Consider the following 21932-nt stretch of genomic DNA (forward strand, 5'->3'; position numbering starts at 1 on the left):
GTAAATCGGAAGGTCTTGGCCAAGTCAACCGCAAGGGCCGCCCCGGCTCATGAGAAGCAAATAGGCGTGCCCACGTTCATTTCAACGGCAGGTCGTGAAGGCCATGCCCGCACTCGGCACAAAACTTCGCCCTTGGTGTCCGGTAAGGCTTTCCGCAGGCCGGGCAGTCGGGGCCGTAGTCGGATCGGCGAACATGCAGGAGCCAGAACGTATGATGAAGCGTTGCTCCGGTCCGCTCGCGATAGCGATCGGCCGCCGGATGCTTCATTTCCGTCCATTGTCCGTGCCGGGAAATGAACCTCTTGACTTGTAAATATAGCGCTGCGGGGTCACCGACGATCTCCCGATACTCTTCATCGGTCAGCATCGGAACCATCGCCCGCAATCGGTAGCTATGCGTCAACCGTCGGTCCATCGGCCAAGGAGAGCAATCACACATGGCCTTAAAAGGGCAATCTCCTTGCCATGATCATCGCGAGCCGACTTTATCAACAAAAACGCCGCCAGGGAGGCGGCGCTTCGTTAGAGGATGGGCGGCGAGACCTACTGCGCGCCGCGGGCGACGCGCTCGATTTCCTCGCGCACCAGGCGCTCGACCAGCGTCGGCAGGTTGTTGTCCAGCCAGTCCTGCAGCATCGGCCGCAGCATCTCCTCGGCCATCTCGTCGAATGTCTTCTTGCTGCGGCTGGCAAAGGCATCGGACAGCTCGCCGAAGGCCGCCGCGACCTGCCGGCCCGTGTGTTCGGAAAGGATTGCGGCGCGGACCGCGGGCGCTTCATTTGTTGCCGGGCGCGCCTCAGCAATGGGTGCCGGAGCTTCGCTTGAAGACGGCCGTTCGAACGCAGCCTCCGGTTCGCTCGCCGGCGCCTCGGGCTGGGCCGCCGGCTTGCGGATGCTCCTGTCCGGTATCGCTTTCGCTTGCTCTCCGACCGCCGCGATCTCGCGTCGCCAATCGGCAACGATGGCATCGCTGGTCGTGCTGGTTTGAGGGGCGCCAGCCGGCGAGACCATTGGCGCTCCGGCCGTGGCGGCGGGCGCTGGCTCGGCGGCGATCCTGGCGCTGACCTCGGCAAGCGTCATCGACGGCTTGACCGGCGCGGGATCGGCGCGCGTCTGCGCTTCCATGCGCGCGGGCTCGGGCGATGGCGCCTGGACTTCCGCGAGCACGACGGGCTTCCTGACTTCGGGGGCGGCATGCAGTTCGGCGCGAAACGCATCCACATCGCCGGCGGGAGCCTCGCCCGGCGACGGCTCCAGATCCTGCCGCAACTCTTCGGCCTCGCCCGGCTGCTTGCGGCCGTTGTCGCTGTCCTCGATGATCCTTCTGATGGAAGCCAGTATCTCTTCCATGGAAGGTTCGCGCTGTGCGCTGCTTGCCGTTGCCATCGTCACATCCGCCGCCCTTGTGACCTGTTAGTCTTCCGCTCCGGCAGAGGCCGGATTCGAATCACGGCGACAGCGTAACCGACGGATCGCCCAACGAGAATCCCCAATCTGGGGACATGTGGGATTTCAACAGATTAGAAGCGATTCCGGGAAAAGCGCAAAAAACGGTTTCCCCAGGAAAAGCACATGGCGCGCTCCCTTCGGAATCGCGCCGGTGCAAAGAGACAGGGCACAAAGCCGGAGCGGAACCGGTTCAAACTAGGTTCCGCTCGGAGGGCACGACGGCAAGTCGAGCCGCCGGCGCTAGCGGCCGTCCGGCGTGCGCAGACCGAACCACTTGTCCTTGACGGCGTTATAATGCTCTTCGGGCTTGTACTTGGTTACCGGCAAACCGAGCCGGTCGACCGAGAGGCGACCCATCGCCGACAGGATGGCATAGCTTGCCACGACCACATCGTGTTCGGAATTGGCCTGGTTGATCTTGGCCGTGATGACGGCGGCCTGCGCGTTGAGCACGTCGAGCGTCGTGCGCTGGCCGACATTGCGTTCTTCGATGACGCCGTTCAGCGCCAGTTGCGCGGCGTCGATCACCTGCTTGTTGGCCGAGACGCTCTGCTGCGCGGCGGTATATTGCGACCACGCGGTGGCAACGGCCTGGCGCACCTGGTCCCGGCTGACGTCGACCTGGATGCGGGCCTGGCCAAGCGATTCCTTGCTCTGGCGCACGAGCGCCGGGGTCCGGCCGCCCGAATAGATCGGAATGGTCAGTGTCGCGCCGACATTGGCCGAGGTCGAATTGCCATTGGAACCTGTCTGGTCCGGAATGCCGTTGCGATAGTTTTCCGAAATGCCGGCCGACGCCGTCAGTTGCGGCAACAGCGCGCCTTCCGCCGACTTCACCGAGAACGCTGCCGCGTCAACGAGATGCTGCGTGGCGAGAATGGCCGGATGTTCATTCGCCCCGATCGCGATCGCCGCATCGAGGCTCGACGGCAAGAGTTTACCCAATGGCGAAGCCGGCTTGAGCTTGCCCGGCTCGTCGCCGACGACCTGATGATAGGTCGCGGCGCTGGCCAGCGCCTGCGCGCGGGCGGCACTCAGCGAGGCCACAGCCGAGGCGCGCGACGCATCGGCCTGCGCGACGTCGGTGCGGGTGCCTTCGCCAACTTCGAAACGTGACCTTGCCGCACGCGCCTGCTCGGTCAGGAACTGCAGGTTCTGCTCGGTCAGCACAGCGATCTGCCGGTCCCGGATCACGTCCATATAGGCCGTCGCCGCGCTGAACAGCGTATTCTCTTCGGTGTTGCGCAGGGTTTCGACCGACGCCTTGACCTGGGATTCGGCCGCCGCCACGTTGTTTCTGGTCTGAAAGCCGTCAAACAGCGACTGGTTGATCTGAATGCCGTAGCTGCCGGACGTCAGCTTCGAGTTGCCACCGCCATTGGCCCGGCGCGTGTTTGTATAGTCGATGCTGGCGGATCCCGTGATTGACGGGCGCCCGGTCGACTTGGCAATGGCCACGCCTTCGTCGGTGACGCGCACACCGGCGCGGGATGAATTCAGCGTGGAATTGTATTGATAGGCCTTGGCGAGCGCGCCGATGATGGTTTCCGCCGATGCGGTTATTGGGGACAGCGCGGTCGCGGAGACGAGGACGGCGGCAAAAAGGGTCTTGGATACAGACGGCACGGGTATATCCCTCATTCGTTTTCCATGGGAACTGCGCCGCGCCGGCTTCTCGCTAGAGCAGCCGGAGTGGCGTGTTTCGTTCCCTGTCGCTCGGTCCCAAAGTGCCCCCAGTCTGGGATCAGCAACGATTGTTCAAATGCAAGCGACCATGACAAAGCCTCTGCTGCAAGGCTAAATCATTCAGAATTCGAAAGCATGCTCACGTTCGAATCCCGGTAGTGGCTTAATTGCCGCATTAAATGCCCGTCTCCCGGTTACAACCCCCCCAGCCTTGAAGAAAAGTCGCGCCACGCCGGAATTGCCCCGCCCTTCGACCGCGACGAGTCGGCCGCCTTCGGCGAGCTGATCGAGCAGCGGCGCCGGCACTTTCTCGACACTGCCGCCGATGAAGATGACGTCATAGGGTGCCTTGGCAGCATGCCCCTGCGCCAGCGCGCCCTCGACCACGGTCACATTGCCGCAGCCAAGGCCGGACAGGGTCGATGCCGCGGTTTGCGCCAGCGCCGAATCGCTTTCGAGCGCCACGACCGACCTCGCCAGCCGCGACAGGATGGCCGAGGCGTAGCCTGTGCCACAGCCGACATCGAGCGCCGAATCGGTCGCATTGATCTCGGCCAGTTGCATCAGCTTGGCCAGCGGCGACGCTTCCATCAGATAGCGCGCGCCACCGGCGCCGTCGCCAATGCGGATGTCCTCGTCGATATAGGCGAGATCGCGCTGGCGGTCGCCGACAAAAACCTCGCGCGGCACGGTGAGCATGGCCTCCAGCAGCGGGGCGCTGGTCACGTCGGTGGTGCGGACCTGACCGTCGACCATCTTGACGCGTAGCTCGGAGAAATCAGCGCTCATGTCCCAACCAGTCCGCTTGCCGCGTCAGAACCGCGGTTCATTACGATGAGAACGTCAGGCTCCGGCGCTGCGCGCGCGGGAGCCCGGGTATTGGAGGCCTCGCCCGGAATCGAACCGGGGTGCAAGGATTTGCAGTCCTCTGCGTAACCACTCCGCCACGAGGCCTCGTTGCTCCCGGCGTTCCACCCGGTTCCAATAGGTTGCGGCGAAAATGGCGTCAAGCGGCCACCACGCATTCCGCGCGGTTTCCTCTGCAAGAATCCGACCCTCCACATCCAGCGTCGCGGCCACGGTGGGGCACGAAGCATATTAGCCGATCATTAAGTATAGCAGGAGATCACCAGAAACTCCACGCCCCCGCAGCCGTTGAGCAAAGAGGAGGACTGCGCCATGCGGCCGGCAAGCCCGGACACCGGAACGAACACATGGGACGGCTTGTCGCGATCGGGATGCGAGGCGATGCTGCGCCATGCCATCGACTGCCTTGCGATAGACGGTTTCGCCAGGCTTTCGCCGCGCGACCGCGCGCGTCTCGCCTCGGCTTCCGCCATTCTCAGGGAAATTCGCGAGGATTTGGAGAGACGTGCGCACGGAAAAGCGGATTCGCCGGAATCCGAAACCCGAACAAGGGTATAGCGCTGCGGAAGTATGGCGCGGTCAAGGGCCCGGCTTGGTATCCGTCGTCCCATCCGGCCGTCGCCGCCGCTCCCACCAGACGACGAAGCGGCGCCGGTGGCGCCGCACCATGGCGAATTCATAGGAAAGCACCAGCAGTCCGATCGGAACCATCCAGAAGCCGAGAATCGGCAGGAAGCCGAGAATGCCGCCGATGGTCAGAAGAACGCCGATCGTGATTCTGAGGCCGCGTGACTGCGGCATGGTGAACTCGCGCCCGAAAATCGAGATCTTTCGTGCCGGTACCGGGTTTTCGTCTGCTGCCGTCATCGCCAATGGCTGCCCGCTGGTCGCTTGAAAATATCTATTTACGAAAGCCGCAACCGCCCTTTCGGTTCCGCGCCCGTCGCCAAGACGGCTAATATGAGGACGGACATCGCCGATTGCAAAAAACCGCTGCGCGAAAAAGTCTCGGAAAAAAGCGAAATGCTTCTTTGCAAAGCCGAAAGGTGTTTGCTATAGGCTGCGCCACTTGCTCAAAGAGCCTCCGTTCCCCGGTAGCTCAGTGGTAGAGCAACCGGCTGTTAACCGGTTGGTCGCTGGTTCGAATCCGGCCCGGGGAGCCACTTCAGATCAAAACTGCGAACGCCGCTTGCACGAGGTTCCACTCCCGAGCCCCCCTGCTCCGTGGCAAGCGCCTGCAGAAGTTTGATTCTGGATCCAGTGATCCGAATTTCGGCATCTCCCACTTCAATCCGCTGCACTAGCGCCTGCACGTAGTGACGGCTGAACCCATTATCCGTTCGAATCTTCTTTCGCGCCTCTAGGCCGAACCGGTGAAGCAACTCCGGCGTAATCGTGGTTTCTCCTCTTTCCGTGCGCACTTCTGCACGCTCAGCGTCGGCACGCGCAGCGTCTCGGGCTTGCTTCAGTTCACCGATTCGCCCTTTAAGATTGGAATCACCCAAATCGGCGAGGCCATTTTCGATCGCCTCGTACAATCGCGTGAGCTTGGCATCGGCGTCCCCAGCCTGCCTCTTCAGCTCGGCGACTCGGCCCTTTCGCCGCTCTGCTTGCTCGTCGCGCCGCTTTATCAACCCCGACAGCAGCTCTTCCAGCCGGGCTGGCTCCAGTAGCCGATCCTCCATATAGGCAACGACCTTCGTATCGAGTTCCTCCATGGGGACTGTGCGTCCTCGGCATCCGGTCTTTCCCTGACGCGCTGCCGTGCAGCAGGTGTAGTAGCGATACTGTTTCCCCCTTCCCGATGTACGCAGGGTCATCGCCCCACCACAGTCAGCGCAGAAGCAGACGCCACCGAGCAAGGTGCCTCCGCTCACGAATCGGGGCGCTTTCAGCTGCGGGCTTCGGGACCGCATCATTTGCTGGACCTCGGCAAACTCCTCAGGGTCGACGATAGGCTCGACGATCACTTCAACCACCTGGTCGTCGGGGTTCTGCTGTTTCTTGCGCCAACTGGCTACGTTGAAGCGGTGGCGTCCAGTGTACGTCTCGCGCGTCAGAATTTGATGCACCGCGCCAACACCCCACCGTCCACCGGTCTGGGTCCGAATGCCTCGAATGTTCAAGAAGTCAGCGATCTGCCTCGCCCCCATGGGTCCGTTTCCCGCGCCAATGCGCGCGAGGCGGAACATCAGGCGGACGGTATCGACTCGTGCGGGATCCGGTTCGATCTTCTTCTTCGTCCGCGAGCCGCGCTGCTCGGCAGCGACGATCCTGTAGCCAAAGGGCGCGCGGGAGCCATTCCAATAGCCCTGCCGGGCATTCTCACGCATAGCTCGAAGCGTGTGTTTGGCGTTTTCCTTCGACTGATACTCGTCGAAGAGCGCCATGATCTGGCGCATCATCACACTCATCGGATCGTCACCGAGATCCTGGGTGGTGGATGTGAGCCGGATGCCGTTCTTCGCCAAGCGGCGCACGTAGAACTCAAGCTGAAACTGGTCGCGGAAGAAGCGCGAGAATGAATGCACGATAATGAACTCGAACGGAGCCGGCTTTTGCGCCGCTGCGTCCATCATCCGTTGAAACTCCGGCCGGCGGTCGTCTGTTGCCGATGCGCCGGCCTCCACGAACTCCGCAACAACGGATATTCCCTTCGCTGTGCAATAGGATTGGAGCTGACGTCGCTGATCGGGAATCGAAAGATCGTGCTCGGCCTGCCGACCAGTCGAAACTCTCAAATACAAAGCCGCGCGCCCTGACGACGGCAAGGCGTTGGTCAATGTGAGGGTCATGTGACGCCTCCCTTTTTAGAATGGTTATGTTTGGCGCAACATTTCGTCCAACAACGCCCCGAATTGAACCTCGAAGACATCGAGTTCGACGTCAGTGACCGGGACTCGGTCCGGCCAGTCATCGGAGATGTTGACGTCGCGACCATCTTCGGCAACACGTCCTGCGCGGCGCCGACGCCGTGCATCCGGCACACTGCTACCGCGGGCGTAGTCATAGAGATCGAGATGGCTTTGCCAGGCAGGCGATGGAAATATGTTGTCGCGCATCGCACCATTGTGCCGGCAATCGGCACAAAATTGAACTGCGCCAGACGATTATCGGCAACTTCTAAAGCGCAAGGACGGACGCCCGCTGCGGTATTCAACCATTTTGGCGGATTGCGTCGTACTTCAGCGTAGCGCAATAACCGGGAAATGGCTCGCCGGTCCGGTACATGTTGGAATCTGCCCATCCGCCGCTCCGTTTCCTCTATCAGTTTCCTCTATCAGGCTTCGTCTCTCTGGAAATATACCGGGAACAAACGCAATCTCTGCCGCTTCGGGAGGAATATCTGTCAACCTCGCGCAGCGGGTTCCTTGGAAAACGCAGCGATGATCGCCTCGAGTGAGACATTCAGTGCGTTCGAAAAGGTCCTGCCCTTCTGCCAAATCGCCACGTAGTGATAGAGCGCGGAAGGTTCCACTGGCTTTATTCCCAACTGAAACGCCGCGTATTCGCGCGCAATGATTTCATTGGTTATCGAAATGCCCAGACCAGCCGAAACGTATCCGGCTTCGTGACCGTTGCAATCGAATTCCACCAGTATGTCCGGCTCGACGCCGGCGAAGCGCATTGCATTGAAGTTCATTTGGTGGGCCGCGAACTGGGGATCGATATCGACGATCGTTTCGCCTGCCAGGTTGTGTGCCTCGATACACGTCTGTTTTGAAAAGCGGTGGTCGGGGTGAAAGATGCATACATTTCGGGCCGACCCAAGCGGCGCCCACTCAAACAGACTCGGATCCAAGGGCAACCTCGAGATACCGAGATCTGCCCGCCCGGCCAGGACGTGCTCGCCGATCTGCTCGTAGCTTCCCGATAGCGATCGGACATTCGAAGCCGTCTTTGCGTGGATAATCGCCACGACCTTGGGCAAGGTGACGAAGCCGAAAACAGAAGGAGCGGCAATCGCGATCCGCTGCTTTTCCTCGTTCTTCATTGCGAAAATCGACGCTTCCAGCCGATCCAGGGACGTCAGGGCAAGTTCTACGTTTCGCAGGAGTTCCCAGGCTTCCTGCAAGGGGACGATGCGGTTGGCTGATCTCTTGAAGAGTGCGATGCCGAGCGTGGTCTCGAGTTGCTTCACATGTTGACTGACGGCCGGCTGGCTTATGCCGAGCGCTGCCGCCGCTCGCCTTGTCGAACCGGCCCGCAACACTTCTCGGAACACCTTCAGTTGACGGAGCTTCAGGTCGCTCTGCAGCAACTCCATGCCCTGCGCTCCTTTCCCTTATAACGCCCCCCGGGAAGCAGATACCGCCAACATGGGGAGCAACGAACCGCCTTAGTATATAACGGCGCGTTATAGATAAAATAATAAAAATTATAGATTGAGTGTGTAATTTCAAGCGTTAAAATTGGGCAATATCTCAATTAACTCCAAATTATCAATATAACAATTCGCAACCCTGGGTTATACGACTTGGTCAGAGTGACACGGACCGTCGTATCTCGCGGTATTGCGAACCAAGGAACGCGCCCCATGGGTGGTTTTACTACTCAGTTTGTTGTCGCACTCACCGTGACCATAAGCCTGGCTCTTGTCAGCGGCTGCCTGGGCACGGCATTTGGGCTGTTTCTGGCCATTTCGAAGGGCACGGCCCTACCCCGCGTCAACGCAGTCGTGACGGCTTACACGACGGTTGTCCGTGGGGTGCCAGAACTTCTCATTATCCTGCTCATCTACTTCGGCGGAACCACGCTCGCCAGCAAGATCGCCGGCCGGTACGTGGAGGTGAACGCATTCACCGCAGGAATTATCGCGCTCTCGGTCGTCTTCAGCGGTTATGCGACCGAAGTGTTTCGCGGCGCGATTGCGGCAGTGCCAGCGGGTCAAACCGAAGCGGCAAAGTCGCTTGGGCTGAACGCCTGGCAGCGCTGGGTGTTCATCATCGGACCGCAGATGCTGCGGCTGGCGCTGCCGGCCTATGGCAATCTCTGGATTTCGCTCTTCAAGGATACCGCGCTGGTTTCGATCGTCGGCCTGACCGACATCATGCGCGTTGCGTATGTGGGGGCCGGATCGTTGCGCGCGCCGTTGACCTTCTACCTTGCGGCCTCCGCTCTCTATCTTTCGCTGACCACCGTCACGCTGCTGTCGATCCGGCTGGCTGAGCGGCGCTATCCGGCACTCGGCCGGTAGGAGGGAGCGTCCCATGAACCTCGGCTTGATGTTCGACGCGATGGTTGCCCTGCCTTCGGGCGTTGGCCTCACATTGACCCTGACGGTCTTATCGCTGACGGCCGGTTTTCTTGTGTCCGTGCCGCTGGCCTTCATCCGCGCGTTCGGACGTCCCAGCCTCTCGCTCGCGGTGCTGGCATACACCTATGTCATACGCGGCACGCCGATGCTGGTTCAACTCTTCCTGCTCTATTATGGCCTCGCTCAGATCGAGGCGGTGCGAGCCAGCATCTTCTGGGTGATCCTGCGGGATCCTTTTTGGTGCGCCCTTCTGACGTTTTCGCTGAACAGCGCAGGACACACCACCGAGATCCTGTGCCGCGGTCTCCAGTCCGTGCCTAAGGGTGTCACCGAGGCGGCCACGTCACTCGGCTTGAAACGCTTCCAGATCGCTCGCCTGGTCACCTTCCCGATCGCTTTCAGGATATCGCTTCCGGCCTATGGGAACGAGATCGTCGGGATGATCAAGGGTTCGTCCCTGGCGAGCACCGTGACGCTGCTCGAAATCACCGGCATGGCGAGACAGATGGTTTCGACGACGTTCGCGCCGTACGAGATCTTCATTGTCGCCGGAGCGATCTATCTATTGCTGACATCGATTGCCGTAAAGGCGATCCAATTCCTGGAACGGCGGCTGTCGACGGACGGCCATCCGGTGCGTCGACGAAAGGCGCGATTGCGCCCCGCCCTACCTGATCCAGAGATCACGACGCCCCTGCCCTGACCCGCGGGGTTTTGGCGGCCCTTTCCATCTTAACCAACGAAGAGGTGCATCATGCGTATACCCCTGGCTATTGCTGTTTCTATCGCATCCCTGATGTCGGCATTCCCGGCCGGCGCGCAAAGCGAGCGCGTCATTTCGATCGCCTCCGAAGGTGCTTCGCCGCCTTGGGACAGCACCGACGCGAACGGTCAACTCTACGGCTACGATATCGATGTGGGACAGGAGTTGTGCCGTCGCATCCAGATCAAATGTACCTTCGTCCCGCAGGATTGGGACGGGATCATTCCGGCACTGCTTGTAGGCAAGTTCGACGTCATCATGTCCGGCATGGCGATCACGGAAAAGCGCAAGCAGAAGATCGCGTTCTCAGTTCCTTACGCCACCGGCTTCAACCAGTTCGTTGTGCGCAAGGACCTGGGTCTCGATCCTGGCGACATCAAGCAGAAGGTCAACCTCTCGAGCATCGGGGACAAGGAAAAGGCTACCATCGAACGCCTCAGATCGACACTCGCCGGCAGGGCGATCGGGGCCCTGCGCTCGTCGAATTCGGAAGCAGTCGTGAAGGAAATGCTGGGCGATGTCGTGACCATCCGCAGTTATGACAGCCAGGACAACATGAAGCTCGATCTTGCCGCAGGTCGCATCGACGGCGGCCTCGCCGACTATTTCACCTGGCGGGATTTTCTGGAGACGCCTGCTGGCTCGGATGTGGTGTTTTTCGGCCCTGAACTGAAGGGCGGTCTCTGGGGGCCAGGCGTCGGCGCGGGCATGCGCAAGGACGATACCGAGTTGCTCACCAAGTTCAACGCGGCCATCGACGCCGCCACCAAGGATGGGACGATCAAGGCGCTGAGCCTGAAATGGTTCAAGAGCGACATCTCGCCTGCCGTCTCGCAATAGGCGGCTAACGACTTCGACATCGACGTGGCGCTGGCCGGAACGCCGGCGCCCTCCCCTCCTTCAAGGCGAGCCCCATGAAAGACCAGTTCTGCGCGGTCGTTACCGGCCAATCCCTGATCAAGCACGACATCCGTGACGTCAAAGACGAACGCTTCATCACGGTTACGGATTTTCTGCGCCAAGGCGACGTCGTCTTCACCAACTTCGAGTCGACGATCCTCGGCAAGCACGGCGGGTGGCCGACCAAGGGCAAATACTTCGGATATTCCAGGGCTGAAGTGCTCGACGCATTGCAGGCCATCGGTTTCAACGCGCTTGCGCTCGCGAACAACCACGCCTTCGATCTCGGAGCTGGCGGTATCCTCTCGACGCTGGAGGAGGTGGAAGCGCGCGGTTTCCTCCATGCCGGCATCGGAGCCGACGAGACTGACGCGAGGAACCCGAGCCGCCGCCGGCTGGGCGCGCGCGAGGTCGCGCTTCTTGCGATGGATGCAGGCCCCGGCCCGGCCAACATGTATGCCGAAGACCGCACGGCTTTCCGGCCGGCTCGGCCCGGCGTCAATCGCCTGAACACCGTTCGCAAGATGGGGGTGCCGGACGGACATTTCAGCAGACTGGCAAGGCTGGGCGCGCATTTGCAAAGCTCCCCCTTTGAACTGGCCAACTATGCGCAACCGGAGGACCCGGTAGAGGTGGCAGCCGGCAAGGAGATCAATTTCTACGGCACGGTGTTCACGCAAGCCGCCGATTTCGGCCGTCTGATCGAAGTCGATCAGCGGAGCGCGAGTATCCATCTGTCCGCCATCCGGCACGCGGCGGCACAAGGTGATTTCGTCATTGCCTATCTACACCACCATCATTGGGAACCAGGCTGGCAGGACGTGCCGCGCTGGGTGCAGACCTTTGCCCGGATGTGCATCGACGCCGGTGCCAACATCTTCGTCAGCCACGGCGCTCCTGTGCTGCAGGCTGTGGAAATCTACAATGGCTCGCCGATCTTCTACGGTCTCGGAAACTTCCTGTTCCATGTGCACCCCGACGAAACCGAATGGGATCCACCGGAAGTCTGGCAAAGCATCGTCGCCGCGTGCCGCTATGATGCGGGCGGAAACCTCGCGGGAATAGACCTCCTGCCCGTCGTGATCGGGGCGGAAGCTCAGTCCCTCGGATCAGCAACAGGCAGATTGGTACCCGTCGCCGTCACGGGAAGCGCGGCGCGAGACATCCTAGAGGGATTCGCGACCCGCTCGAGGGCGTTCGGCGTCGAAATCGAAGTGTCCTCGGATTGCGGCCGCATCGCCGTGTCAGCTGCCCGAAAATTTGGCTGACAAGCGCAACCCGCCGTCAGACGGTCTTGCATTCGGCCGGCGCGGATTCGCCGGCCGTTTCGCTATCCGCCTCTGAGTCTGGCAGGGCCAGTTCTTCTCCTAACGCTGCGATCAGGGACGAGACGCGACCGCGCACACGCGGCGGAAGGTTCACAAGCCCCTCGATCAGGCGCCGACCCTCCGCGCTGGCAATGAAATCCAGGCGCTCATCGACCGGCAGGGGCCTCGCCTCGACGCGGGTCTCATCGTTTCCGGGCAGGCCTTCGAAGAAGCGGCCGACAGGAACGCCGAGCGACCTGGCGATCTCGTAGAGCATCGACGCGCTCACGCGATTCCGCGCATTCTCGTATTTCTGGAGCTGCTGGAAGCTGATGCCTATCGATCGGGCAAGCTGGGCTTGCGATACGTCGGACTGGACGCGAACGGTCGCAATCTGCCTGCCGACATGCTGATCGGCGGGATGCGGGTCGCTCTCGATCTTTGGCTTCGGCTCCATCCGAAAGACGAGGCGTTGCGGTTTCAACAATGCCTTTCTGCGCTCCCATAGTCAGCCGGATCGGGATTGTGGGGGTGTGACCCCGGCCTCCCGTCGAGGTCCCCCGAATGTCGACCGCCATTTAATATACCTTACCGGGTGTAAAATAACCCTATATGTGGCAAAGAAAATCGGCCTGCCGATTGTGGACTCATGGTCAGTCCACGACAGATTCGAGCCGCACGGGCTTTGCTTGGTTGGTCGCAGCAGGAGCTCGCCGACAAAGCAATCGTATCGCTGAATGCGCTGGCCCGGTTGGAAAATGGCAAGGTGGATTCCCGGATCAGCACTTTGCAGGCCATTGAGGCGGCCCTGATAAAAGCGGGTGTCGAATTCTTATCCGCAGGTCAAAAGGGCGAAGGTGTTCGGCTCTTAGATCCTCTGGTTTGAATGTTCAGTTAGCGGGGAAGATGGTTCCCGTTCTCGCAATTGCACTTCCCACAAATACCCTCCTGCGGGTGACGAGAGGCAAAGTCGTGCTATTGTCGGAATCAGCCATGATCCGAGCTCCCTAAAGCTTGGTTGTGGTCAGCCTGGGATGACTGCCGACGCACGTCCCTCAGCCGAGTCCATACGTGAGCCCCTGCCCCTATGAACTTTGGCGGCAGAAAGGCTTCAGTGAGTGATTTCATATCATATGAGTCATAAGTGATCAACTTGAAATTAGACGATATGAAAGAAATAACCGGCGCCCAGATCAGAGCAGCGCGAGCGTTGATACGTTGGAGTGCCGATGATTTGGCCGATGCAGCTAGCGTGGGAGTGGCGACAGTTAGGCGCGCAGAAGCTGCGGATGGCGTCCCACCGATCACCATAGCAAATCGGAACGCGATCCGTGGTGCCCTTGAAAGGGCGGGCATCGAGTTCATTTCGGAAAACGGCGGTGGCGCTGGCGTGCGCTTGGCCAAACGCCAATAGCGAACGCCGAACTTATCTGCGAATGCAAGTTTTAGCACCATCCGATTGTCGACAAAGGCTTGATGAAACCCTTCCAACGGTTTGCGAGGAAGTTGGACGCCGTTCGAAGAATCTCTTCAAAGGCCGTGGTCGGTTGGCCAGCCGATCGTATCCGCTCCACATGTTTCGACATAGTCCTTCGTTTCCTGTCATCATATCTCCCGCACTAACACGTCATGCCCGCGTGGGTTTCCCACGCCCTTAGGGGCTTGACCTGATCGCGCGTTACGGAGATGCGATATTTTGTCTTCGTGACAACGGAATGTTCGCTTGCCTCGGGCTGGATCGAACAAAGGAATGGCAGTTGCATGAAACTGCTGCCGCCAAATGTTGTATATTTTCATTACGGAGGTACTGGCGCATGGAAGAGGAGATTTCCCAGTTTATTCTAGCGGCGGCCAAGTTCGAATTCTTCTTGGTCAATCACGACATACGGTTTGCACACGTAACGAACGTCCGTGGCATTCGCGCAGTTGCGGGCGTGAACTGGAACGTGATCTCCGTCGATGTAGAAAGCAGATTTCCTTTCGCCAGCTTCGATTTTGCTGCCAAAGGCATTCTCATCTTTAAGGAAACCGTTCCGCAATATCTCACCGTCGGGTGGGGCGGCACACTAAAGTGGGACAGCGACAACGCTCCAATCGATTCATGGGATCGACTGCTGTCTAGGAGCTACGGTCAATTGAGGAACAATGTTGCACATGGCAACAAGCATCAGATGCCAGCTCCGTTTACATATGAGCGGACCCTCGAATTTCTGCCAGCGGGTCATGCTTTGATGAATTTTGTTGCAGCTGAGGTTTGCGATCAGGCTGATTGGGATACGCCAATCTTTAACTAGTCCCCACCAGCCAGCACCACCTAATTCGTGATACTCCGCACAACAGACGCTGAGGGTGTAAGGGATTGCCTTATCCAATCATACGGATTTGTTCGGGGTAACCTGCGAAGAGTAATTGAAGCGACCCGCCATCGCCGTATAGTGCTTACATGCTCAACACCAAGGGTCAATTTGCGATAATAATCGCCACAGCAATTTTGCACGCTACGAGGCACGTTTGAAACTCGTCGATAAAGCCGAAATCCTGAAGGATGCAGAGGCTCGCGGGCTCCGGAGGGCGCTCGTTGTCACGGCTCTGGACATGGAGATGAGTGCCGTCAGGGCTCATTTAGCCCATCTTGGATCCTGTCAGGCGCGTGACGGCAACATTGTTGAGATCGGGCAGTTTTCCGCTCCAGGCGATGAGTGGCTCGTTGTCGTCACCGAATCCGGCGCTGGAACACACGCAGCACAGAGTGCCGTGACATATGCTTCTGTGGATTTTGGACCGTTCGAGGTCATGTTGTTCGTTGGTGTTGCGGCGTCTAGGAAACCAGAGGCTGCTATCGGAGCAGTGGTTGTCTCAAACCATGTCTATTTTCCTTACACTGGCAAATACCAAGGCGGCGAATTTTCCAGCCGCCCTCACACTTTTCCAGTTGATACCCGTCTGGTTGGTCTTGCGAAGAAGCTTCGCCGCGATGGCGAGTGGCAGATGCGCATTCGCGATTTGCTCAGACAGAAGCTCCCGAACACATCGGTCTATCCTCAGCCTTTTCCGCCAGCCTGTTTTGTTGCGCCAATCATCTCGGTCGAAGCGGTATCTGCTGACGCCGAGTCCGAACTGGAAAAACAAATTTCGAAACATTACGGCGATTCCCTTGCACTGGAGATGGAAGGCTACGGTGCGCTCTATGCAGGCTCACTTGAGCGGACCCCAAGCATCGTGGTCCGTGGCATTTCGGACATGCGGAAAGACAAGACGCCAGAACTCGATGCCATCTACCAACCCGTCGCTGCCGCTCATGCTGCGGCGTTTGGGTTCGAACTCCTCGCTGCATGGAGTCAAACCTCTCCCGCGTCGCGTCCGGCACCAGCAATTTCAACGACACCAGAACGCGGAGGGGTAGAGGAGAACACAACTTCTGTATCATTGGGCGTTGAAAGCACGCGAACAATACTTGTTCTCAATTTCGCTGGAAAAGCCACCGAGTTTCCCAAAGAAAAGATCGACCAGATAATTGATGAACTTCGCTCGATAACTGGCGATCCAGACCTTAGTCTCGTGCGCACCGAAGTTGGCTCGTTCCGCTTTTTCGTGTCCGCGCGAGTATCCGACATCGTGCGGCTGAGCGCGCGGGAAACTTTCGGGCTCCTGCAGGAGAAGTTTCAGTCACGCTTGCTGGGCGTCTCGACAGAATCCGAATTTTTGTCCGCGCCGACATTGGGCGTCAGCATCCTCGAAGCCTCCCGTTCACTCTTAGACTGGCCTAAGACTCTGCCGGACGGCACCGCAATTCATCGCCCCGAACTTGATCACCTGTTATCGCTGGTTCAAGATTCCGAAAGCAGCACAACAGCGCTTTTGGGACCTCCTGGCGCTGGAAAATCTGCGTTGCTGGCAGCATTAGGCCAGCGCCTTCATGACCAAAACATTCCATTCCTGGCGATCAAAGCAGACCTGTTAGACCTCGATATTTCTGACGAGGAAGGACTTTCACAATCCATCGGCCTGGATCACATTCCGACAAAGCTTCTACTTGGGCTGTCGCTCACGCGTCCGACCGTGCTCATCATTGATCAGCTTGACGCGCTGGCTGGGTATGTAGACCTACGCACCGGTCGTCTTAATGTCCTGCTTAATCTTGTACGCAGGCTGAGCGGCGCACGGAATATCCACATTGTCTTGTCCGCCCGCACCTTCGAATATGAACACGATGTCCGTCTTCGAACCATTCGTGCCGAAAGTCTTAACCTGGAGTTGCCGCCCTGGAGCACGGTACTCAGCGTCTTGGAAGAACATGGGATCCAGGCGGCAGGTTGGCCTTTAAACGCACAGGAAGTTATGCGCTCGCCGCAGGCGCTTTCGACATATCTTAAGTTAGGGGTGAACGCCGGCAGCGAACCGTTTGCCAAATATCAGACTATGCTCAATCATCTTTGGGAGGAGCACATTCTGAAGCGGCCCGACGGCGCCAAGCTTTCCAAGCTCGCGGGAAATATCTCCGAGCAAATGGCGGAACTTGAGACCATGTGGCTGAATTCAGCGCGTTTTGAGGGAAACGTGAGTGAGCTCGATGCCCTGATCGCTTTGGGCATCCTGACGCGCTATGGCGCGGCCGGGCGAATCGGATTTTCACACCAGACCGTCTTCGAACACGCGCTTGCACGCGCGTTCTCACAGCAGACTGGCCGACTGTCCAGATACATACTGGAACGCGAAGCCTCCTTGTTTGTCAGGCCGAAACTCTGGGCTGCTTTGACTTATCTGCGGGACGTCGAACCTCCCACGTATCTCACGGAACTGCGTGCCATCTGGTCGACACAGAACCTGAGGGTTCACTTGCGGCATCTCCTGATCGAATTTCTGGGGCAACAACCTGAGCCAATAGACCCGGAAGTCCTCCTGATGGGGGAGGCCCTGACCTCCCCGAATCGCCAGATTGCATTGCAGGCGATTGTCGGCAGTGATGGATGGTTCGGACGTTTGCAGCACGCAATTGCCACCGCGATGACAGTACCTGGCGAGGATAATATAGCAGCGGCTATTCTGTCCCGAGCGTTCAGTTTTGCGCCGCAGATAGTCAGTTCGTTGATACGCTCTCACTGGCTACCGGACAAACGGTTTGATCGTCTCACACTGTTCGTCATTCAGTCCTGTCCATACTGGACAGAAGACGTTCTCGAAATCGCAAGTTCAGTTGCTGCCCGCTCCACGACATCACCATATGAATTGGATCATATCGTGGGAACCCTTGGCGCATCCCAACCCGATATGGCACTGAGATTTGTCCGGTCTCAGCTGGATGCCCAGCTCAGATTAGCAATAGAAGAAGGTCAACGCCGTACGGCACTTGTTCCACCTGAGGGCGATGATGAGAGGATTGTCTGGCGGATATCGAACTCACCGACCGAGCCTATTACAAAAGTTATTGAGAACTCCAACGGATGGGACAGTCTCGAAGCGCTTGCCCGAGAGCACCCGAAGGATTTTCTGGAAACTTTGTGGCCGTGGTTCCGCCATGCGACCGATGTGTTGCGCGATCTTGAAAACGACACTGATGGTCCGGGATTCGCACTAAGCTATCAGGTCGATTTCCGCTTCGATGGAGAGTCCCCACTGGACTTGCCTGAGCATCCGATTCAAGGCGCGCTAAGAACAGCGGCCGAAGAACTGGCAAAGGAGGACGAAGCGGAATTCCTCAGCTGGATCGACCGCAACCAGAACGATGATTCAACACCTGCTCAGCGCCTGTTCGCATATGCCCTTGCCAGTCAGCCGGAAAAATACGCCGATCAATCATTTCAGTTTTTTCTGCAGGATACCAACCGCTTTCATCTGGGAAATTTTCAAGACACCCACAGCACAACGACCAAGCTCATCCGCGCTGCAAGCCCGTATTGGTCTGACAGTCAGGTGAAGATTTTTGAAAGGACAGTCTTTGATTATTCTCCAAAGCCACGATCGGGGCTAGATGCGAGCTTAAGGCGCTATTTTGGTCAACGTATCCGTCGCCTGAAGACTGATCTTCTGGAGGCGTTACCGCCTGAGCGCACATCCGAACAGGTGAAGCGGTTCATCACCGAGCAGCGACGGCAGTTTCCTGCTCAAAAAGATGGCGTGCGATCCTACGGCCCTCAATGGATCGGATCATCGATAGCAGCCGAAAATCTGGCGAAGGCCAGTGATGACGACATCATCAACGCTTTCACAGAATTGCCCGACGCCATTGGTTGGGACAATCCGAAGGACTGGATGAAGGGCGGGAATGTTCAGCTCTCACGAGAATTTGCCGAATTCGCAAAGTCGTACCCAGACCGGGCTTCCGCAATCATTAAGAAGATGACGCCCAACATCGGAACTCGCGCAGCTGGATATGCGCTCGACGCGATGGCAGAAACGGTCCCTGYCGAACTCATCCTGCAGCTGATTGATCACCTTGATCAGCACGGCTTCTCTGGTGAAGAGTACCGCGGAAGCGCGGCCAGAGCTGTCGAGCGGCTCGTCCGGCGTAATCTGAACATCGATGAAAAAACCATCACGTTGCTCGAAAGCTGGCTTGCGGAAAAGCCCCCGGTTCCAGAACGTGAGGATTCCGATGACGAGGACGAGGACGAGGACGAGGGTGATGACGATGAAGGAATTTTCACGGCTGCGACAGTCGATACCGAAAAAGAAGAGCGACAGGAAAGCATACTATGGGGGATGGGTGGACTAAGAATTCTGCCCCATGGTAACTATACAATTATTGACGTTCTGTTTCAGATATTCCTTCGCAACAAAGATTATCCACGCCTTATATCGATGCTGAATGAGCAGCTAAGCGCAGAAGACGATAGCCGAATCTGGGAGGCGCTGCTAAGATTTTTGCCGTACGTGCCTTCGGCGCATATTAACGAACTAACCGGTTTTCTGGATCGCCTGTTCAACCAGTATCCCAAGCTTGCCTTCACGCATGAAGGGTTGCGTCTGTTGGCTCAGCTTCATTGGAAGGCGGATGCCTTTGTCGGCTCTCTACTTTCGCGCTGGGACTACTCCGCATCAGCTAGCAATGAGCAAGGATATGGCGAACTGGTCGCGCTTATTTCTCTCGTCCGGCCCAGCCTTGACTGGCCTAAGAAGCTTCTCGACGAAATCCTTTCCAAACCCGAGCTTTTGAACGCGAGGGTCGGCGCTGCATACGCGGCAGTAAATGTCTGGCCTGAAGCGGAATGGCAGGTCGCGTGCTCAGCCCTGCTTCAGAAAATCATTCCAATCGCAGACAAGCTCGCCTGGATTGCAGTCTTCGATCTCTTCCGCCTTGTCGATGAGATAACGCCGGAGTCGCACTGGATAGGGTTGCTGAGGACGATAGAAGAGCATCTCGCCACCGCTAAAGGTGTGAATTCCAGTTTCGTTGTTGAGAGGCTACAGACACTGCTCCCTCACTCCGGACAACTTGTCGGAAGATTTGCGCGTGGATTGATTGCCAACTGGCGCACCGAACTCGCCGACATGAGCACTGGCACCGCAACCGTTGCCCCTGAATTCGTAGACATAGCAATTACGCTTCATCGCCTAGGACCGGATACACGTGAACTCGGCACCGAGCTGTTTGAAGACCTGCTTCAGGCAAACGCATATACCGCCAGGGAAACACTCGATCAGATTGACAACCGGTTTAGGAGCACGCCCGCCTCACGGCGGCCGAGGCTTCCCCGCCGTTCAAGGAATGCTCGTTCCCGGCGCAAAGCAACATCAGTCGGTGGTGAGTAATGAGTATTCTCGCTGGTGATCCACTCACACAACTGGCTTTCTCGGTGTACGAGAACAAGGGTGTGTTTGCCGTGCTGCTGGGGTCTGGCCTTTCGCGTGCAGCGGAAATTCCTACCGGTTGGGAAATCACACTTGACCTGATCCGCCGTGCCGCACTGGCGCAGGGAATAGAGGATCAGACCGACTGGGCCGCGTGGTACCGCAAGACGGCAGGAGAGGAACCCAGTTACTCCAGACTCCTTGAAGAGCTGGCCTCATCTCCTGAGGAGCGACGCTCAATCCTGCACAGCTATATCGAGCCGAGTGATGAGGATCGTGAAGAGGGGCGCAAAATTCCCACGGCTGCACACAATGCTATCGCAGAACTTGTGCGTAGCGGCTACATCCGCGTGATCGTCACAACCAACTTTGATCGACTCATGGAAAACGCGTTGCGAGAGCGCGGAATCGAGCCGACAATCGTTTCATCCGTTGACGCGCTTTCCGGCGCTGAGCCACTTACACACAGCGTTTGCTACATCCTCAAGCTGCATGGCGATTACAAGGACGCGCGGATTCTGAACACAGAGGCCGAGCTTAGCGGCTATCCAAAACAATATGACACGCTTCTTGATCGTATTATGGACGAACACGGCCTCATCGTTTGTGGTTGGTCGGGCGAGTGGGATAGTGCGTTGCGTGCAGCATTTCTTCGAGCACCAAACCGTCGCTACTCAGTATTCTGGGCATCTCGCGGAAATCTTGGTAGCGGCGCACAGACAATCGTTGATCATCGCCGTGCGCGCGTGATCGCCATCAATGACGCAGACAGCTTCTTTCGAGGATTGCAGCAGCGCGTCGAAACACTCGAACAGAGTAAGCGCCAGAACCCTTTCAGCATTGAACTTTTGGTCAGCAGTGCAAAGCGTTTTCTGGCAAAGCCGGAGTACCGCATCCAGATGGATGAACTGTTTGCCCAGGAAGCGGATCGTCTGTTAGCGCAACTAGGCACGTCCGAGTTTGAAATCATTTCGCATGGAGACGCCGACGCTTTCCGTTCGCATGTCCGCAGCTATGAAGCCGCCACCGAGGCACTAGCCTGCATGGTCGGCATTCTCGGTCGCTGGGGAGATGATACGGAGCTTTCGCTCGTGCTGGATATTATCCAGAGCCTCTACACCAATGCCAAGCGACCTGGTGGTGGCTCTGTAAGGCTACTAAACATACGCTCATATCCAGCAGTACTCATTCTCACGGCATACGGTCTTGGGCTTACGCGCGCAACGCGATGGGCAACACTTCACAGGTTGTTTGATGCGAAGGTTGATCAACAGTATGGAGAGCCGCAGCGCCTGATCGACGTTCTTTTCCTGAATGTTTGGGATGGAGATGAGAACGAGGCGTTCAAAAATATTGAAGGATTTGAAAAACGTAAGACAGCGCTCAGCGATCATCTGCTGACCATATTTCAGCAATGGGCGAAGACTTTTGTTGGCCTTATCCCGGACTTCGAGCTCATGTTTGAGCGCTTTGAAGTTCTTGGATCATTGGGGAATTTCGAACGGTATCCAAAGGCTCGAGTCAAGGAGACCCTCCAAGGCGACCCTCAGAACGGCTGGGAATTCATGGCTTTTGGACGTGCTGCGTGGGATAGCAAGAACAGGGATAAAATTCTCAACGAAATACAGACGGACCCGCTTAAATCGAACTTGGTGCGCTCAGGCTTTGCCCTGGGCGACCCCGAATTCATAGACCTTTTTGCTCAAAACTTCGCACGTGTCGCTGCGCGAGTAAGGTGGCAATAGATCTGTGCTGCGGTTCGGTGGCGCGTAACCGCTGTTCTCAGGCCACGGCCTTGAGTGGCGCGGTGGCATAGGCCCAGGGCAGCAGGTCGTCGAGCTGGCTTTGCGGATGGCCTGCGACGATGCGGGTGATGACGTCGGCAAGGTAGGCGTACGGGTCGACGCCGTTGAGT

General features: G+C 58.1%; 20 protein-coding genes, 2 tRNA genes and 1 pseudogene. 11 read left to right on the top strand and 12 right to left on the bottom strand.

The window, feature by feature from the left end; translation table 11 throughout:
- Nucleotides 1-76: 76 nt before the first annotated feature.
- The 7 genes from AC1DPX_RS19150 to AC1DPX_RS19180 all read right to left on the bottom strand — a co-directional run bounded on the left by AC1DPX_RS19150 (nucleotide 77) and on the right by AC1DPX_RS19180 (nucleotide 4869).
- The gene (locus AC1DPX_RS19150) at nucleotides 77-367 is read right to left on the bottom strand and encodes a zinc ribbon domain-containing protein (RefSeq protein WP_477238795.1); all 291 of its coding nucleotides are present in this window, start codon (nucleotides 365-367) and stop codon (nucleotides 77-79) included.
- Between the two features lie 176 nt (nucleotides 368-543).
- The gene (locus AC1DPX_RS19155; RefSeq protein ID WP_477238797.1) at nucleotides 544-1386 is read right to left on the bottom strand and encodes a PopZ family protein; all 843 of its coding nucleotides are present in this window, start codon (nucleotides 1384-1386) and stop codon (nucleotides 544-546) included.
- A 303-nt stretch (nucleotides 1387-1689) separates the two neighbouring features.
- Complete coding sequence (locus AC1DPX_RS19160; RefSeq protein WP_446721213.1) at nucleotides 1690-3075, bottom strand: TolC family outer membrane protein; 1386 nt, start codon at nucleotides 3073-3075, stop codon at nucleotides 1690-1692.
- 180 nt (nucleotides 3076-3255) lie between these two features.
- Nucleotides 3256-3924, bottom strand: a complete 669-nt coding sequence (locus AC1DPX_RS19165; protein WP_202354076.1) for a protein-L-isoaspartate O-methyltransferase family protein — start codon at nucleotides 3922-3924, stop codon at nucleotides 3256-3258.
- A 91-nt stretch (nucleotides 3925-4015) separates the two neighbouring features.
- Nucleotides 4016-4089, bottom strand: a tRNA-Cys gene (locus tag AC1DPX_RS19170).
- 155 nt (nucleotides 4090-4244) lie between these two features.
- On the bottom strand, nucleotides 4245-4475 hold the full coding sequence (locus AC1DPX_RS19175; RefSeq protein ID WP_477238799.1) for a hypothetical protein: 231 nt from the start codon (nucleotides 4473-4475) through the stop codon (nucleotides 4245-4247).
- 106 nt (nucleotides 4476-4581) lie between these two features.
- On the bottom strand, nucleotides 4582-4869 hold the full coding sequence (locus AC1DPX_RS19180) for a hypothetical protein (RefSeq protein WP_202354075.1): 288 nt from the start codon (nucleotides 4867-4869) through the stop codon (nucleotides 4582-4584).
- Between the two features lie 221 nt (nucleotides 4870-5090).
- On the opposite strand from AC1DPX_RS19180, the gene AC1DPX_RS19185 reads away from it, so the two are divergent.
- Nucleotides 5091-5165, top strand: a tRNA-Asn gene (locus AC1DPX_RS19185).
- A 210-nt stretch (nucleotides 5166-5375) separates the two neighbouring features.
- Complete coding sequence (locus tag AC1DPX_RS19190; RefSeq protein ID WP_477238801.1) at nucleotides 5376-5675, top strand: hypothetical protein; 300 nt, start codon at nucleotides 5376-5378, stop codon at nucleotides 5673-5675.
- A gap of 21 nt (nucleotides 5676-5696) precedes the next feature.
- Here AC1DPX_RS19190 and AC1DPX_RS19195 read toward each other — a convergent pair.
- The 3 genes and pseudogenes from AC1DPX_RS19195 to AC1DPX_RS19205 all read right to left on the bottom strand — a co-directional run.
- Nucleotides 5697-6797 (bottom strand): annotated as a pseudogene (locus AC1DPX_RS19195) (recombinase family protein); the annotation flags it as partial.
- A 24-nt stretch (nucleotides 6798-6821) separates the two neighbouring features.
- The gene (locus AC1DPX_RS19200) at nucleotides 6822-7064 is read right to left on the bottom strand and encodes a hypothetical protein (protein WP_477238803.1); all 243 of its coding nucleotides are present in this window, start codon (nucleotides 7062-7064) and stop codon (nucleotides 6822-6824) included.
- Nucleotides 7065-7351: 287 nt separating this feature from the next.
- A complete protein-coding gene (locus AC1DPX_RS19205; RefSeq protein WP_477238805.1) occupies nucleotides 7352-8269 on the bottom strand; it encodes a LysR family transcriptional regulator in 918 nt (305 codons plus the stop codon).
- A 270-nt stretch (nucleotides 8270-8539) separates the two neighbouring features.
- Here AC1DPX_RS19205 and AC1DPX_RS19210 point away from each other — a divergent pair, with 270 nt between their 5' ends.
- The 4 genes from AC1DPX_RS19210 to AC1DPX_RS19225 all read left to right on the top strand — a co-directional run bounded on the left by AC1DPX_RS19210 (nucleotide 8540) and on the right by AC1DPX_RS19225 (nucleotide 12190).
- A complete protein-coding gene (locus AC1DPX_RS19210) occupies nucleotides 8540-9199 on the top strand; it encodes an ABC transporter permease (RefSeq protein WP_477238807.1) in 660 nt (219 codons plus the stop codon).
- Between the two features lie 13 nt (nucleotides 9200-9212).
- Entirely contained in the window at nucleotides 9213-9962 is a 750-nt protein-coding gene (locus tag AC1DPX_RS19215) for an ABC transporter permease (protein ID WP_477238809.1), read from the top strand.
- A gap of 51 nt (nucleotides 9963-10013) precedes the next feature.
- Complete coding sequence (locus tag AC1DPX_RS19220; RefSeq protein ID WP_477238811.1) at nucleotides 10014-10862, top strand: transporter substrate-binding domain-containing protein; 849 nt, start codon at nucleotides 10014-10016, stop codon at nucleotides 10860-10862.
- A gap of 74 nt (nucleotides 10863-10936) precedes the next feature.
- Entirely contained in the window at nucleotides 10937-12190 is a 1254-nt protein-coding gene (locus AC1DPX_RS19225) for a CapA family protein (protein WP_477238813.1), read from the top strand.
- 16 nt (nucleotides 12191-12206) lie between these two features.
- On the opposite strand, the gene AC1DPX_RS19230 is transcribed toward AC1DPX_RS19225, so the two are convergent.
- A complete protein-coding gene (locus AC1DPX_RS19230) occupies nucleotides 12207-12686 on the bottom strand; it encodes a helix-turn-helix domain-containing protein (RefSeq protein ID WP_477238851.1) in 480 nt (159 codons plus the stop codon).
- Between the two features lie 192 nt (nucleotides 12687-12878).
- Here AC1DPX_RS19230 and AC1DPX_RS19235 point away from each other — a divergent pair, with 192 nt between their 5' ends.
- The 5 genes from AC1DPX_RS19235 (at nucleotide 12879) to AC1DPX_RS19255 (ending at nucleotide 21762) form a co-directional block, all read left to right on the top strand.
- Nucleotides 12879-13115, top strand: coding sequence for a helix-turn-helix domain-containing protein (locus tag AC1DPX_RS19235; RefSeq protein ID WP_224685811.1), 237 nt, complete (start codon nucleotides 12879-12881; stop codon nucleotides 13113-13115).
- Nucleotides 13116-13397: 282 nt separating this feature from the next.
- Nucleotides 13398-13643, top strand: a complete 246-nt coding sequence (locus AC1DPX_RS19240; RefSeq protein ID WP_477238853.1) for a transcriptional regulator — start codon at nucleotides 13398-13400, stop codon at nucleotides 13641-13643.
- Between the two features lie 400 nt (nucleotides 13644-14043).
- On the top strand, nucleotides 14044-14523 hold the full coding sequence (locus AC1DPX_RS19245; RefSeq protein WP_477238815.1) for a hypothetical protein: 480 nt from the start codon (nucleotides 14044-14046) through the stop codon (nucleotides 14521-14523).
- A gap of 217 nt (nucleotides 14524-14740) precedes the next feature.
- The gene (locus AC1DPX_RS19250) at nucleotides 14741-19978 is read left to right on the top strand and encodes a phosphorylase family protein (RefSeq protein ID WP_477238817.1); all 5238 of its coding nucleotides are present in this window, start codon (nucleotides 14741-14743) and stop codon (nucleotides 19976-19978) included.
- On the top strand, nucleotides 19978-21762 hold the full coding sequence (locus AC1DPX_RS19255; RefSeq protein WP_477238819.1) for an SIR2 family protein: 1785 nt from the start codon (nucleotides 19978-19980) through the stop codon (nucleotides 21760-21762). The genes AC1DPX_RS19250 and AC1DPX_RS19255 overlap by 1 nt, the downstream gene beginning before the upstream one ends.
- A gap of 37 nt (nucleotides 21763-21799) precedes the next feature.
- Here the strand turns inward: AC1DPX_RS19255 and AC1DPX_RS19260 are convergent.
- The coding region (locus AC1DPX_RS19260) for a transposase domain-containing protein (protein ID WP_477238855.1) at nucleotides 21800-21932 on the bottom strand (133 nt) is incomplete at its 5' end.

This window comes from Mesorhizobium sp. 01N446 (assembly GCF_056399285.1).

What these genes read in the sequence shown, in the direction of transcription:
- AC1DPX_RS19150 (WP_477238795.1), bottom strand. Translation starts at nt 367, where the DNA reads ATGCTGACCGATGAAGAGTATCGGGAGATCGTCGGTGACCCCGCAGCG.
- AC1DPX_RS19155 (WP_477238797.1), bottom strand. Translation starts at nt 1,386, where the DNA reads ATGGCAACGGCAAGCAGCGCACAGCGCGAACCTTCCATGGAAGAGATA.
- AC1DPX_RS19165 (WP_202354076.1), bottom strand. Translation starts at nt 3,924, where the DNA reads ATGAGCGCTGATTTCTCCGAGCTACGCGTCAAGATGGTCGACGGTCAG.
- AC1DPX_RS19175 (WP_477238799.1), bottom strand. Translation starts at nt 4,475, where the DNA reads ATGGCGGAAGCCGAGGCGAGACGCGCGCGGTCGCGCGGCGAAAGCCTG.
- AC1DPX_RS19180 (WP_202354075.1), bottom strand. Translation starts at nt 4,869, where the DNA reads ATGACGGCAGCAGACGAAAACCCGGTACCGGCACGAAAGATCTCGATT.
- AC1DPX_RS19200 (WP_477238803.1), bottom strand. Translation starts at nt 7,064, where the DNA reads ATGCGCGACAACATATTTCCATCGCCTGCCTGGCAAAGCCATCTCGAT.
- AC1DPX_RS19205 (WP_477238805.1), bottom strand. Translation starts at nt 8,269, where the DNA reads ATGGAGTTGCTGCAGAGCGACCTGAAGCTCCGTCAACTGAAGGTGTTC.
- AC1DPX_RS19210 (WP_477238807.1), top strand. Translation starts at nt 8,540, where the DNA reads ATGGGTGGTTTTACTACTCAGTTTGTTGTCGCACTCACCGTGACCATA.
- AC1DPX_RS19215 (WP_477238809.1), top strand. Translation starts at nt 9,213, where the DNA reads ATGAACCTCGGCTTGATGTTCGACGCGATGGTTGCCCTGCCTTCGGGC.
- AC1DPX_RS19220 (WP_477238811.1), top strand. Translation starts at nt 10,014, where the DNA reads ATGCGTATACCCCTGGCTATTGCTGTTTCTATCGCATCCCTGATGTCG.
- AC1DPX_RS19225 (WP_477238813.1), top strand. Translation starts at nt 10,937, where the DNA reads ATGAAAGACCAGTTCTGCGCGGTCGTTACCGGCCAATCCCTGATCAAG.
- AC1DPX_RS19230 (WP_477238851.1), bottom strand. Translation starts at nt 12,686, where the DNA reads ATGGAGCCGAAGCCAAAGATCGAGAGCGACCCGCATCCCGCCGATCAG.
- AC1DPX_RS19235 (WP_224685811.1), top strand. Translation starts at nt 12,879, where the DNA reads ATGGTCAGTCCACGACAGATTCGAGCCGCACGGGCTTTGCTTGGTTGG.
- AC1DPX_RS19240 (WP_477238853.1), top strand. Translation starts at nt 13,398, where the DNA reads ATGAAAGAAATAACCGGCGCCCAGATCAGAGCAGCGCGAGCGTTGATA.
- AC1DPX_RS19245 (WP_477238815.1), top strand. Translation starts at nt 14,044, where the DNA reads ATGGAAGAGGAGATTTCCCAGTTTATTCTAGCGGCGGCCAAGTTCGAA.
- AC1DPX_RS19255 (WP_477238819.1), top strand. Translation starts at nt 19,978, where the DNA reads ATGAGTATTCTCGCTGGTGATCCACTCACACAACTGGCTTTCTCGGTG.